A 12,997-nucleotide genomic window follows, 5' to 3' on the forward strand; every position below is an offset into this window, starting at 1 on the left:
AAGCATCTTGCATATTTTTAACAAAAAGTTCCTTATTTTCAGAAGTTTGGGAACTATAATTAACTATTTCGACACAACAGTAATTTCAAGTTATTAATTAAATGAATATTTTTCGCGTTCTTACCGCGTTTTTCTTGCTGTGCAATACTGCTATTGGTGCTTCGTTTGACGTAGAAGACCCCCACATTTGTAAGCATACCTTGGCTAAATACAAACAATCGATAGCGCAACAAGATTCAGCGCTTGATGGCTTAATCAATGCGGTGTTGTTACATTGCCAAGATCAGCATCAAGCCTCCATCGAGGCATTGAGCCCTGTGCTATCAAAGCCTGCAGACTTGTCTAGCAAACAACTGACTTACGCCTATATATTGCAAAGTGTTAATTTAAATAATATTGCCGATGACAATAGCTGTGCGGCTGCAAAGCTTTCGATGGCGCATGGCATGAATAGCAATAGCGAGCTGCTTTCTATTCGTGCTGAGTTGAATTACTTCTCGTTCTGCAATGTTTATGACGACAACACTCAACATGCACTGAAGCGCTTATATGAGCTTAATCAAATCGCCGCCAATATGGATAGTTTGAGCTTACAATTGGTGATTCACAACCAGTTATCATTTGTGTATTACATGTTAGAGCAAAACCAGCTTTCTGCTGAAGAAGCAGAAAAGGCACTGGCATTAAGTGAACAATTGGCTGCTGATGATTACTTGCTCACGTTGTTTAATTTGATAGATGCATATTTGGATGCAAAAGAACTCAGCTTGGCAGAGCAACGTTTGGCATTGTATGAAGAGCGCTTAGCGAGTTCACAAAGTGAATTCGAACACTACTTGTTTCATTATGCAAAAAGCTATTTAGCTTACCTGCAAGCTGATTACCGCAAAGTATTAACAGTGCAGAGCCAGTACTTTGAGAAAACTGATTTTAGCTCTCCCTCGTTTGATGAGAAATTAGCAATTCTTAAGGGCTTGTCGTGCTGGCAATTAGCCCAGTACGAATGCATGGAGCAGACAATAAAACAACACTTTTCGCAATATATTGCTAATGATGGTGAACAAGCAATTAGCCGTTTAGGGCTTTATGAGTTGCTGATTCATTGGCACACATACCAGCAAGATCATCGCTCCTTAAATAAGGCACAGCAAGGTTATTTTAATTTAGCTAACGATAAACTTATTCGGCAGCAGCAAGCGGCCAAAGTGTTAGGGGTTGCTAAGCTCAACAATGAAGTGATCCGCTTAAATTCGGAAGGTGTGCATAAGCAACTAGTGGCGCAAAACCAGACATTGCAAAACTACCGCGTACTTATCGGTGTTATTGGTACTTTATTAGTGATAGTTACGCTGGCTTACTTACATTTACGTCGCAGAGTAAGCCAACAAGTGTTAAGAATTAACGAGTTGAAGTGAGTACTTCGTCGAGGTCTTCTAATAAATCTTGATAGTCATATTCATCGCAGTCTAGTACGGTGAATATGCTGTCTTGCAGGTATTGCCAGTCTGATGATGGCCTGAAATATTTGTGCTGGTGAACAATATTTTCCGCCATTTTTAAAATCGCAAACGCAAGTTGCGTTTCGCTACCGTCGAGTTTCGCAAGAAAGTCTCTCTCGTGGTGACGCAATATTAACTGACAAATATCTGTTGGCAGACGCCATGACGTTGCGACGTAGTAACCTATCGTTGCATGACTCACTTGATACGCCTTTTCTTCAATTTTAGTGATCACTTCACTAGGGTTCTTTTCTGCGAAATCGAGCACCTGCTGATAATTGTTATATTTGATTGCCATCACTGGAATACCGCAGTCGTGAAACAATCCAAGTGTGAATAGTTTTTCTTTGGCTATTCGTCGGCGGAGCTTTTGCCCAATAAATACCGCAGTGTTAGCGATATTGCTAGCGTTATCCCAAAAGCTTTCAAGCGATATGCTACAGCCCTGCTGGTTAAAACTTTTTCGAATTAAGTCACTGGTGACTAACGAAACAATACCGTTAAGGCCGATATACTTAACAGACTTTGGAATGTCAGCTATTTTTCGGGATAGACCGTACAGCGGGCTATTAATGGTTTTAAGCACTTTTGCACTTACAGAAATGTCTTGAGCAATAAGCTCGGCAATTTCGTCTAAGTTCGGTTCACCTTGTTTGACTTTTTCTTGCAGCTCGAGCAATAAGCTCGGCTGAGCTGGAACAGAAAAACCACGGCCAATGTCTTTTAAAACCGACTCGTCAACTTGTAGCATCTTGGGTTGAAAATCATTTGAAAATACAGATATCCGCCTATAGTAAAACGACCGATAAAAAAAATCATGCCCAATGTTTGTATTCAATAGTTTTTAATGCAATATAAAGCCCGAAAAGCAAAAAGAACGAGAGCAAGAATGAAACGTTGTGCAATTTTATCTATGGACAGTTTGGCCGATTTTGAAGCTTATGATCACCTGCTTGAAGAGCCACTGGCCGAACTTGGCTGGCAAATGCAAATGGTTTCTTGGCGCGATGATCAAGTTGATTGGGATGATTTTCATGCAGTGATTGTGCGTTCCCCTTGGGATTATCAAGACGATGCCGACAAGTTTATCGCTGTTCTTGAGAAGATAGAGCAATCCACAGCCCACCTTGAAAACAGCCTAGTGGTGATGAAGTGGAATATCGACAAACGCTATTTAAAAGAGCTTGAAGCAAAACACGTCAATATAGTGCCAACCTTATGGCGAGAGCACTTTGATGGTAGTGAGATTCCGGCATTTTTTGAACATTTTGGTGTTGAACAAATCGTCATAAAGCCGCGAATCTCAGCCAATGCTGATAATACTTTTTGGCTAAAAAAAGCCAGTTATCAAGACAGTTTAGTAGCATTAACAGAGGCCTTTGCTAGTCGTAATTTTATGATTCAGCCGTTTATGGCAAGCGTTATTGAGGAAGGTGAGTTTTCACTGTTTTATTTTGATGGCAACTATAGTCACGCGATTTTAAAAACACCTAAAAAGGATGACTTTCGCGTCCAAGAAGAGCACGGTGGCCGTTTGGCAGCGATTGAACCTGAGCCAGAATTAATGCGTCAAGCAAACCTCTCACTTGCTGCAATTAGTGACATGCCATTATACGCGCGAGTCGATTTTGTACGCAGCGGTGATTCATTTGCGCTAATGGAGGCTGAGTTAATCGAACCTTCTTTGTATTTTAATATGGATAATAACTCAGCTACGCGTTTTGCTCAGGCTTTCGTAGCTAAGATGCAAAGGTTGTCAATATAACGCGAGCCAATAGCGATTATTACCAAGTAACGCTATTGAAATAATTAGCTAAATTCGCTAGCGTAGTAGGTTGCATGTTAAGCACTTTTGACCACATCGTGCTTGTTACCTACTTACGCTGGGTTGACACGAGGTTAATCATTCACTCTTACATGCATGCTAATCACTAAAATAACAAAAATAACGGATTATTGTGATGTTACGAGCTTTAGTATTCTTACTCCCTTTGGCCCTATTGGGCTGTGGTAGCACTTCTGATACCAACCAATCAAGTACTTACTCCGCGCCAGCTAATGTTGTTGTTTTAAACTATTACCCTAATTGCCCTTATCATGTGCTTGGTGAGGTTTCTGGCTTTAGCGGGATTTCAGCTTCCGAGCACCAGCAGCTGAAAAGTTACCCTCGCAATGCCAAGATCTCAGCCAAATGGGCAGAAAATTCCGTAGATGAAGCTATTTTACAGCTGAAACAGCGTGCTGAAAAATTGGGTGCTGATGCCATCGCAATTACGAACTACCAAACAACGGAAATCAGGATACGAACCCAGGAAAAAAGAACAATCAAAGCAAAGCGTCACAGAATGACGGCTGAAGCTATCGTATTGTGTCAGGACAAAGAGACCCTAGCCAAGACAACTGGTGGAAAGATTACTAATTTTAATGCCAAAGGTGAGTCAAATATTGCTTTACTTAAGTCTGGCGCGATTAAAACTGCCGAATTAGCGCTAACTGATTCGACACTAAAGGGTTCTACATTTACCGACTCCAATTCAGCAATCGCCCCAACACTCAATTCGGCAACAAAAGTAGTGGCAGAACAAGCCGCAGATACTGTTGTAGCGACTCAAGTAAAGCGACAAAAAACGCCCAAACAACTGACATCTCAAAGATTAACGCCGCGACGCGCTATTCAGCGTAGAAGCTCGACAACTGAGCAAAGCTTAGCAGACAGGGCTAACGTTGAGAGAGTCGCAAATACTGCTAACACAAAGTCACAGGGTAATGCACAGGCAGCGAGTTTTAACGCGGTAACAAGCACATCGCAATTAAATGAAAATATAGATGTTAATGGTGATATTTTAGGTGCTCGGTTGGGCTGGAATAAACGACAAGTTACAGCGCTTTTAGGAGAGCCCTCTGCGATTATTAGGGTATCTGGCAAGCAAAGTGCGTTCCTATACGGGCGCAAACATTTATTCCTATTTGATCGCGACACCTTTGTTGGTTACGAACATTCGGATTGGCTATTACCGCTCCATTTAAGCAATCGAATTCCTTTGCACGATACCTTGTACGGTGCTGAAATCACCATTGATAAAGAGTTAGAAATTGGCAGTACATTATCGCAGGTGAGTAATGCGCTGTATTTAAAAGCGCCAATATTGCGCTTTAATACCTTGCGTGTTCAGGGACGTAAAACACTAACGAGATTATATTTCAACGGTAACACCTCGGCGGATAAAGCAAATGATAAACAGCTGAGCGGTATCTCAATTTACTTTAGAGGGTATCAGGAATTTGATTGGCAAGGTGTTGTTGCTTTAGCTGGCAGTACAACGTTTATTGATTTAACCGAAGGCTTATTGGAGAGCAAGCGGAATATTTCAAAAGATGATGTTGTCGATACCCTAGGACTGCCGACCATTACTATTCCTAAAGCGAGAAACAAAGACGTATGGGTATATGGCAATTCGCTAATAGTCGACTTTGTTCGTGGCAATATGATCAAGTACACACTTGAAAGTAATAAATATCAGTCGCAGCGCAGACCATGTGTGCAATGTTTGTATGTAGGTCAACCGCGCACCGAAATCCCCAACCGATTTGTCACTCAGCGTACGCAAAATCAGTTAACTCTTGAGAACAATGGCTTTTCTTACTTAGTGAACCTTTCTGAAGATAGCACGCCAAAAGTTGATGAAGTGCAAGTGTTTATCAAGCAGTAAATAAAAAATAGATAAAAAGAAGCCCACATAATGTGGGCTTAAGGTAGTGGGCTTTCCCGTCAAGGAAGCTGTCAAAGTAACATTGTGATAAATGTATCACTTACACATTTCACTGGGAGTGAACTGGTTTCATTCCTAACTTATCAAGTTAGGGTGCTCAGCCAACCAACAGTGCTATCTGAGGGCACACATGACACTGTCAGCCGCTGAGCTTGCTTGGAAACTTTTCTTTGTAAATATGACCTAACGTATAGCGCTCAAATCGACCTATACTCGTCAATTCATATTTACCATCATAGAAACTGTAGCTTACCTGTATATTTTGATAAGCTGAACGTGCTGAAAAAGATACCTAAAGGCAATTAATTTGTATTGGCTAGGGGGATAGCCATTGAAGCTGGGCTAATGCTTCACAAATCATACAACTGCCTGTCGGTATCAGTTGGGCTTCAGCTCCAAGATTGCTCTTGGTATTTTCTAATCGTGGTCTATCATAACAGCTAAAAAACAAAAGTAAACCCAAATGAGAATTGTTTTTATTTAATTTTGAGTTATTTCTTTTGACAGTGTGTTTAACAGATAAATTTAAGAACTCGTTAAAAGGTGAGCGAGGCAATTCTACTCAGCTATTTCATTATGCTGTTGCTTATTGGCTGCGCTAAATTCTTTGCTGGAGTAGCTATACGTTGTTTTCACTAAACACTACGCCATAAGCAAATGACATAACTTGCTGTCATAACCTTCAAAATATTCTGCTTTCGCGATCTTTATTAATTCGTTGAACCTAATTTCAAAAGCCAGCTAATATAGAAGAAAACAAAGTGTGGCAATAGTCACCGAAAATGAAAGGGTAGATGTATGGAGTTACGTTCCTTCGTACTTTGTAACGACGCAGGTGATGAAGTTTGTATTTCTAATTACGGCGCTCGTTTATTGCAATGGCATACCGACGTGTTTGGTCAAGACCGCAATATTATTCTTGGTTATTCAACGCTTAGCGATTATTTAGATGACCCGTTTTATCATGGTGCGATAGTTGGTCCTTATGCGAATCGCATTGGCGGCGCAGCGTTTTCTATTGATGAACAGGAGTTTGCCTTACAAGCCAATGAAGGCTCGAACCATTTGCACGGCGGTGACAAGAGTATCAGCCACATGTGTTGGGAGTTAGTGGCGCAAGAAGCGCAGGTGCTGACACTAAAATGTGAATTGGCAAATGGTCATAATGGTTATCCTGGCGCAATGGTATTTTGGGTAACTTATCACCTGAATAATGACAGCTCGTTAGATATTGATATGAAAGTAATAACTGAGCAAGCAACCGTGGTCGGTCCAACAACACACCCATACTTTAATTTGGCCGGTGTTGGTGAAAGTGCGTCAGGTCATATTTTGCAAATATTTGCCGATAATTTTACCGAAGTCGATGACGCCAATGTACCAACTGGTGAAATATGCCCAGTTGATGGTACGAATATGGACTTTCGACAGCCACGCGTACTTGATCCTCAACAGCCAAAAGATAATCTGGATCATAATTTTGTCGTTTGTAGGCCAGCCGATGAATCTCATGGCGTGTTGATCAGCCCTGATAAGCAACTACAGCTTCATGTATCAAGTGGTTATCCTGGTTTACAGGTGTATACAGGCAAATATTTAGGCGGTAAATTCGAAAGTTTTGGCGGTATTTGCTTAGAACCACAATTTTACCCAAATAGTCCGAATATCGACAATTTTCCTTTTTATCTCACCACGCCAGAAGAGCCCTTTAGAATGCGTATTAGCTACAAGTTAGTGAAAAACCAGACAGAGGTCGACAATCCAGCCTCGGTGGAAAGTGAAAAAGCCGACTAACACTATCAAAAGATTAAAAAATGTACGTGATCTTTTAAAAAGAGTTCTGTATAATCCTGCGCTCCCTACGTTACAAAGCTTATTCTTTCCCGAGAGTAAGCAACGGGCTCGATACTCGAAGGGGTAAACGCGTAGCCTTTTGAACCGATAACGCTAGGGCGTTATCAAGTTTAGTAACATTTTTATTTGGGTTTTTATAAATGAAAACTTTTGTAGCAAAACCAGAAAGCATTGAGCGCGACTGGTTTGTAGTGGACGCTGAGAACAAAACTCTTGGTCGTATCGCTACTGAAATTGCGCGTCGTTTACGCGGTAAGCATAAGCCAGAGTACACTCCTCACGCAGATACAGGCGATTACATCGTTGTTGTTAACGCTGAGAAAGTACGTGTAACAGGTAACAAAGCGAAAGGTAAAATTTACTACTCGCACACTGAGTTCCCTGGTGGTTTGAAGCAAATTAGCTTCGAAAAGCTTATCGACAAAGCGCCTGAGCGTGCTATCGAATTCGCAGTTAAAGGTATGCTTCCTAAAGGTCCTTTAGGTCGTCAAATGTACCGTAAGTTAAAAGTGTATGCTGGTCCTGAGCACAAGCATGCTGCACAACAACCACAAGTTTTGGAGCTGTAACCCATGGCTGATAATCAATATTACGGTACTGGTCGTCGCAAGAGCTCTACTGCTCGTGTGTTCATGAAAGCAGGTAACGGTACCATTACCATTAACAAACGCGATATTTCTGAATACTTCGCTCGTGAAACTGCTCGTATGGTTGTTCGTCAACCTCTTGAGTTAGTTGAGTTATTAGAGAAGTTCGACTTAAACATCACTGTTACTGGTGGTGGCAGCACAGGCCAAGCTGGTGCTATCCGTCACGGTATCACTCGTGCACTTATGCAGTACGACGAAGCACTACGTGGTGACCTACGTAAAGCTGGTTTCGTTACTCGTGACGCGCGTAAAGTTGAGCGTAAGAAGGTTGGTTTACATAAAGCACGTAAACGTCCTCAATTCTCAAAACGTTAATATTTACGTTTTCGATGTCAAAAACCGGCTATATGCCGGTTTTTTTATGTCTGTCGTTCGTATGATAAGGTGCTGAAAGATAAATTCTAGCAGTAGCGCAAAGTCGAGCTTAAGAAGGTTGTTTTACACAAAGCAGCTAATCCAAGTTAACGTCCTCAATGCTCAAAACGTTAATATTTACGTTTTCGATGTCAAAAACCGGCTATCTGCCGGTTTTTTTATGCCTGTTGTTCTCTGAATGTAAGGGCTGCGCGGCTAAACTTTAGCAATGGCGTGAAGCAGACCGTAAGAAGGTTGGTTTACACAAAGCCGCTAATCCAAGCTAACGTCCTCAATTCTCAAAACGTTAATATTACGTTTTCAAAATCAAAAAAACGGCTATATGCAGGTTTTTTTATGTCTGTTGTTCTCTGAATGTAAGGGCTGCGCGGTTAAACTTTAGCAATGGCGTGAAGCAGACCGTAAGAAGGTTGGTTTACACAAAGCCGCTAATCCAAGTTAACGTCCTTGATGCTCAAACGTTAATATTTACGTTTTCGATGTCAAAAACCGGCTATATGTCGGTTTTTTTATGCCTGTCGTTCGAACGATAAGGTGCTGATCGGTACATTCTAGCAGTAGCGCAAAGTCGAACGTAAGAAGGTTGGATTACTCAAAGCAGCTAACTCAAGTTAACTAGTTCAATTCTCGCAACATAATCATTCAAGTTCTCGATATCAAAAGCGGCTATATAACGATTTTTTATGTCCAAAATTTAAATTGTTTAAGCTTTCGCCAATCTGTTTTTCGCCTTGAAATATTTTGTCACTATTTTAAATAAACTCACGTAAACAAGGGTTAATTACCTTGTAAAAATAGGGGGTTTTCTTTATGATCGAAAAAATTTTTTTGTCGCTAGTTAGCTCAAGTAACTGGCTGATAATGCTTGAATAAGAACCATTATCATCTATGTGATTGAGTTTGTAAATTAATTGGAGAATTTGAATGAGCAATGCGCCCGTGAATAACGGCCGACGACGCTTTTTAACTGCTGCAACTTCGGTTGTTGGTGGTGTAGGTGTTGTTGGTGTGGCTGTGCCTTTCATTGGTTCTTGGAACCCTAGTGCCAGAGCGAAAGCTGCTGGTGCTCCGGTTGAAGTCAATGTGAGTAAAATCGAGCCTGGTCAACTAGTTCGTGCTGAATGGCGTGGTAAACCTGTATATGTAATTCGTCGTACTGACGAAATTATTTCGGCATTACCAAAGCATGATGGTCAACTTCGTGATCCGAACTCAGAAGAACCACAACAGCCAGAGTATGTGAAAAACGCACATCGCTCAATTAAGCCTGAGATCATGGTTGCACTCGGTGTTTGTACTCACTTAGGTTGTGCACCTACTCATCACAAAGGTGATTTCGAACAACACGTAGCTGGTGTTAAAGATGGTTTCTTCTGTCCATGTCACGGTTCTAAGTTCGATATGGCTGGTCGAGTTTTCCAAGGTGTTCCTGCACCACTTAATTTATCAGTTCCAGACCATTCTTTCCCTAACGAAGACACCTTACTAATTGGTGTTGCCCCAGGAGATGCATAATGAATAATTTTCTGGCTTGGATAGAACAGCGTCTTCCAGTAATGGAAGCGATGAATAAACACGTTGTGCAGTACCCTGCACCGAAAAACTTTAACTTTTGGTACTTCTTTGGCTCACTAGCCATGTTAGTATTGGTTAACCAAATCCTAACGGGTATCTGGTTAACTATGAACTACGAGCCATCAGGTGACGGCGCGTTTGCTTCTATTGAATACATCATGCGTGATGTTGATTACGGTTGGTTGCTACGCTACATGCACTCAACAGGTGCGTCAGCATTCTTCGTTGTGGTTTACTTACATATGTTCCGTGGCTTAATGTACGGTTCATACCAAAAACCGCGCGAGCTACTGTGGATCTTTGGTATGCTAATCTTCTTAGTATTAATGGCTGAAGCATTCATGGGTTACTTATTGCCTTGGGGTAACATGAGTTACTGGGGGGCACAGGTAATTATCTCCTTATTCGGTGCAATACCTGTTGTGGGTGAAGACTTAGCAACGTGGATCAAAGGTGACTACGTTATCTCTGGTGCAACGCTTAACCGTTTCTTCGCGCTACACGTAATTGCATTGCCATTAGTACTTGTCGTACTTGTATTCTTGCACATTTTAGCACTACATGAAGTAGGTTCTAACAACCCTGATGGTACGAACATTAAGAAGCCCAAAGGCAGCATGAAGCCTGAAGAGCTTTCTAAGTTCAAGTTCCACAAACAGTACGCTGATAAGTACGACATTGTTGATGCGATTCCATTCCACCCTTACTACACAGTAAAAGATATTATGGGTGTTGCTGGTTTCCTTATTTTCTTCTGTTGGGTAATGTTCTTCTTCCCAGAAGGCGGCGGTTACTTCTTAGAAGCGCCTAACTTCACGCCTGCAAATGGCCTTAAAACACCTGAGCACATTGCGCCAGTATGGTACTTCGGTCCGTTCTATACGATTTTACGTGTTGTTCCTGACAAGTTAATGGGTACTTTATTAATGTTCGCAGCAATCGGTGTACTATTTGCGTTACCTTGGTGTGACCGTGGTACGGTGAAGTCAATTCGTTACCGTAGCAAGTGGCATTTATTGAACTTAACGCAGTTTGCTATCTGTTTCGTTATCCTAGGTATTCTAGGTACATTACCAGCATCAGACACTGCTAACTTAGTAGGTTCAATTGCAACTATTGGTTACTTCGGTTTCTTCTTAGCCATTTGGTTGTACTCGAAGAATGAAAACACTAAGCCAGTACCAGAAAGGGTGACCAAATAATGAGAAAGCTTTTTATTACTTTATTGGCTGTATTGCCGGTATTCGCATTCGCAGCTGGTCCAAGCATTCCATTGGATGTGGCGAATAACGACTTATCAGATAAAGAATCGCTAAAGCGTGGTTTTAAGTCATACATCAACTACTGTCTTGGTTGTCACCAGCTTCAGTACCAACGTTACAACCGCACGTTTGCTGATTTAGGTATTAGTGACGAAGAAGGTAAAGCTGAGTGGATGTTCACTGGTGAGAAAGTTGGTGATCACATCACTAATACTATGCCAGCGAAAGAAGCTGCTGCATGGTTTGGTGCTGCGCCACCAGATTTAACTCTTGAAGCTCGTTTCCGTAGCCCAGACTGGATCTACACTTACTTACGTTCTTTCTACGTTGATGAGTCTCGTCCATTTGGCGTAAACAACAAAGTATTTAAAGACGTTGGTATGCCACACGTATTGCAGAACCTGCAAGGTATTCGCACTATGGATGAGCACGGTGTGTTATCTGCACCAGTTGGCGGCACCATGACCGAAGCTGAATACGACGAGTTTGCTCGTGACTTAACTAACTTCCTTGAGTACGTTGGTGAGCCGAACAAACTAGAGCGAAAGACGTTAGGTAAGTGGGTTATTGGCTTCCTATTCATTCTATTTGTGCTTTCTTACTTCTTGAAGAAAGAATACTGGCGTGACGTTCACTAATCTTTTAGTGAACTAGCACCACAAGTTTAAAAAGGCAGCGTAAGCTGCCTTTTTTGATCTAAACGTATGTGTGTTATCTGGTCTAACCAGTTTTAATTTTTCATCAAATTTTAGTATCATAGAACACTTTGTTACGAGTTCCGTAACGTCTATTTTATTTAGTGTATGTAAGTCATGCACTTATCACGCATATCTTTGGAGATACTATGGCTGTTGCTGCAAACAAACGCTCGGTTATGACCTTATACTCACACGCGGATGACATGTATAGTCACCAAACACGCATTGTATTGGCTGAGAAAGGTGTCGGTGTTGACATTCACTTAGTTGACCTAGCTAACTTGCCAGAAGACCTAATTGATTTGAACCCTTACGGTACAGTACCAACTTTAGTTGATCGCGAATTAGCGTTATACGAAGCGAAGATCATTATTGAGTATTTAGATGAGCGTTTCCCGCATCCGCCGCTAATGCCTGTTTACCCAGTATCTCGTGGCCGTAGCCGTCTAATGATGCACCGCATTGAGCAAGACTGGTATAGCCTAGCAGAAACCATCATGAAAGGTGATGCTACCGCTGCTGAAAAAGCACGCCAAGAACTTAAGGAAAGCCTACTAAGCGTAGCGCCTATCCTTAACGAAGCACCTTACTTTATGAGCGAAGAGTTCAGCTTAGTAGATTGTTACTTAGCACCGCTATTATGGCGTTTACCTGTATTAGGCATTGAGCTTGCTGGTCAAGGCTCACAAGAATTGAAAAACTACATGTTGAAGTTATTCGAGCGTGAATCATTCCAAGCGTCGCTAACTGAAGTAGAGCGTGAATTACGTTTCGGTAACCCAGCGTAACTCGCACGTTTATGTCTACACCAATAGAAATGACGTCGAATAAGCCTTATATCGTTGGGGCTTTTTACGACTGGATATCTGATAACGACCTAACACCTTACATTGTGGTTGATGTGAGTGTTTATGGTGTTATGGTGCCAATGTCGTTCGTTAATGATGGTCAAATCGTTTTAAATATCTCTTCTTCTGCCGTTGGCAGCATTGTGATGGGTGAAGCGGCCATAGAGTTTTCAGCACGTTTTGGTGGCAAGCTAGAACACTTGGTTGTGCCATACGGCGCCATTGGTGCTATTTACGCCAAAGAAAATGGTGCGGGTACCTCATTGCCAATTGAACATCCAGAGGTTGTTGAAGAAGATGATGTTCCTGCAAAACCTGCCTTGGCTGGCGTTGAATCAAAACCAGTAGCTAGCACAGGTGAAGGCAAGGAAGCGACAGGCACGAAAGCTACTGCAGACAAAACAAGTGAAGATAAACCTGCAAAAGGCCGACCTAGCCTAAAAGTTGTTAAGTAACGCCGACTTAT

General features: G+C 41.7%; 12 protein-coding genes. 11 read left to right on the top strand and 1 reads right to left on the bottom strand.

Annotation, left to right across the window (positions count from 1 at the left end; genetic code table 11):
• The first annotated feature begins 101 nt into the window (after positions 1 to 101).
• On the top strand, positions 102 to 1,415 hold the full coding sequence (locus DXX94_RS14775; RefSeq protein ID WP_116017056.1) for a hypothetical protein: 1,314 nt from the start codon (positions 102 to 104) through the stop codon (positions 1,413 to 1,415).
• Here DXX94_RS14775 and DXX94_RS14780 read toward each other — a convergent pair.
• Complete coding sequence (locus DXX94_RS14780; RefSeq protein WP_116017058.1) at positions 1,399 to 2,250, bottom strand: HDOD domain-containing protein; 852 nt, start codon at positions 2,248 to 2,250, stop codon at positions 1,399 to 1,401. The two genes, DXX94_RS14775 and DXX94_RS14780, sit on opposite strands and share 17 nt — an antisense overlap.
• A gap of 138 nt (positions 2,251 to 2,388) precedes the next feature.
• On the opposite strand from DXX94_RS14780, the gene DXX94_RS14785 reads away from it, so the two are divergent.
• The 10 genes from DXX94_RS14785 to DXX94_RS14830 all read left to right on the top strand — a co-directional run bounded on the left by DXX94_RS14785 (position 2,389) and on the right by DXX94_RS14830 (position 12,986).
• The gene (locus DXX94_RS14785) at positions 2,389 to 3,264 is read left to right on the top strand and encodes an ATP-grasp domain-containing protein (RefSeq protein WP_116017060.1); all 876 of its coding nucleotides are present in this window, start codon (positions 2,389 to 2,391) and stop codon (positions 3,262 to 3,264) included.
• A gap of 196 nt (positions 3,265 to 3,460) precedes the next feature.
• Positions 3,461 to 5,209: a hypothetical protein gene (locus tag DXX94_RS14790; RefSeq protein WP_116017062.1), complete on the top strand. Its 1,749-nt coding sequence runs from the start codon at positions 3,461 to 3,463 to the stop codon at positions 5,207 to 5,209.
• Positions 5,210 to 6,067: 858 nt separating this feature from the next.
• The gene (locus DXX94_RS14795; protein WP_116017064.1) at positions 6,068 to 7,063 is read left to right on the top strand and encodes an aldose epimerase family protein; all 996 of its coding nucleotides are present in this window, start codon (positions 6,068 to 6,070) and stop codon (positions 7,061 to 7,063) included.
• Positions 7,064 to 7,263: 200 nt separating this feature from the next.
• Positions 7,264 to 7,692 carry a 50S ribosomal protein L13 gene (rplM, locus tag DXX94_RS14800; RefSeq protein ID WP_116001331.1) on the top strand — a complete coding sequence of 143 codons (429 nt, stop codon included), beginning with the start codon at positions 7,264 to 7,266 and terminating at the stop codon, positions 7,690 to 7,692.
• A gap of 3 nt (positions 7,693 to 7,695) precedes the next feature.
• Complete coding sequence (gene rpsI / locus DXX94_RS14805; RefSeq protein ID WP_116001329.1) at positions 7,696 to 8,088, top strand: 30S ribosomal protein S9; 393 nt, start codon at positions 7,696 to 7,698, stop codon at positions 8,086 to 8,088.
• A gap of 984 nt (positions 8,089 to 9,072) precedes the next feature.
• Positions 9,073 to 9,663 (top strand): ubiquinol-cytochrome c reductase iron-sulfur subunit, encoded by a 591-nt coding sequence (gene petA / locus DXX94_RS14810; protein ID WP_116001327.1) that lies wholly within the window; start codon positions 9,073 to 9,075, stop codon positions 9,661 to 9,663.
• Positions 9,663 to 10,925: a cytochrome b gene (locus DXX94_RS14815; RefSeq protein WP_116001325.1), complete on the top strand. Its 1,263-nt coding sequence runs from the start codon at positions 9,663 to 9,665 to the stop codon at positions 10,923 to 10,925. Before petA ends, DXX94_RS14815 begins: the two co-directional genes overlap by 1 nt.
• Positions 10,922 to 11,623, top strand: coding sequence for a cytochrome c1 (locus tag DXX94_RS14820; RefSeq protein ID WP_116017066.1), 702 nt, complete (start codon positions 10,922 to 10,924; stop codon positions 11,621 to 11,623). The genes DXX94_RS14815 and DXX94_RS14820 overlap by 4 nt, the downstream gene beginning before the upstream one ends.
• A 206-nt stretch (positions 11,624 to 11,829) precedes the next feature.
• The gene (gene sspA, locus DXX94_RS14825; protein ID WP_116017068.1) at positions 11,830 to 12,471 is read left to right on the top strand and encodes a stringent starvation protein SspA; all 642 of its coding nucleotides are present in this window, start codon (positions 11,830 to 11,832) and stop codon (positions 12,469 to 12,471) included.
• 11 nt (positions 12,472 to 12,482) lie between these two features.
• Positions 12,483 to 12,986, top strand: coding sequence for a ClpXP protease specificity-enhancing factor (locus tag DXX94_RS14830; protein WP_116017070.1), 504 nt, complete (start codon positions 12,483 to 12,485; stop codon positions 12,984 to 12,986).
• Positions 12,987 to 12,997 lie beyond the last annotated feature (11 nt).

It is taken from the genome of Thalassotalea euphylliae (genome assembly GCF_003390375.1).
In the GTDB taxonomy this organism is placed as follows: Bacteria; Pseudomonadota; Gammaproteobacteria; order Enterobacterales; family Alteromonadaceae; genus Thalassotalea_F; species Thalassotalea_F euphylliae_A.

Coding starts and splice junctions, on each gene's coding strand:
- DXX94_RS14775 (WP_116017056.1), top strand. CDS start 102: ATGAATATTTTTCGCGTTCTTACCGCGTTTTTCTTGCTGTGCAATACT.
- DXX94_RS14780 (WP_116017058.1), bottom strand. CDS start 2,250: ATGCTACAAGTTGACGAGTCGGTTTTAAAAGACATTGGCCGTGGTTTT.
- DXX94_RS14785 (WP_116017060.1), top strand. CDS start 2,389: ATGAAACGTTGTGCAATTTTATCTATGGACAGTTTGGCCGATTTTGAA.
- DXX94_RS14790 (WP_116017062.1), top strand. CDS start 3,461: ATGTTACGAGCTTTAGTATTCTTACTCCCTTTGGCCCTATTGGGCTGT.
- DXX94_RS14795 (WP_116017064.1), top strand. CDS start 6,068: ATGGAGTTACGTTCCTTCGTACTTTGTAACGACGCAGGTGATGAAGTT.
- rplM (WP_116001331.1), top strand. CDS start 7,264: ATGAAAACTTTTGTAGCAAAACCAGAAAGCATTGAGCGCGACTGGTTT.
- rpsI (WP_116001329.1), top strand. CDS start 7,696: ATGGCTGATAATCAATATTACGGTACTGGTCGTCGCAAGAGCTCTACT.
- petA (WP_116001327.1), top strand. CDS start 9,073: ATGAGCAATGCGCCCGTGAATAACGGCCGACGACGCTTTTTAACTGCT.
- DXX94_RS14815 (WP_116001325.1), top strand. CDS start 9,663: ATGAATAATTTTCTGGCTTGGATAGAACAGCGTCTTCCAGTAATGGAA.
- sspA (WP_116017068.1), top strand. CDS start 11,830: ATGGCTGTTGCTGCAAACAAACGCTCGGTTATGACCTTATACTCACAC.
- DXX94_RS14830 (WP_116017070.1), top strand. CDS start 12,483: ATGTCTACACCAATAGAAATGACGTCGAATAAGCCTTATATCGTTGGG.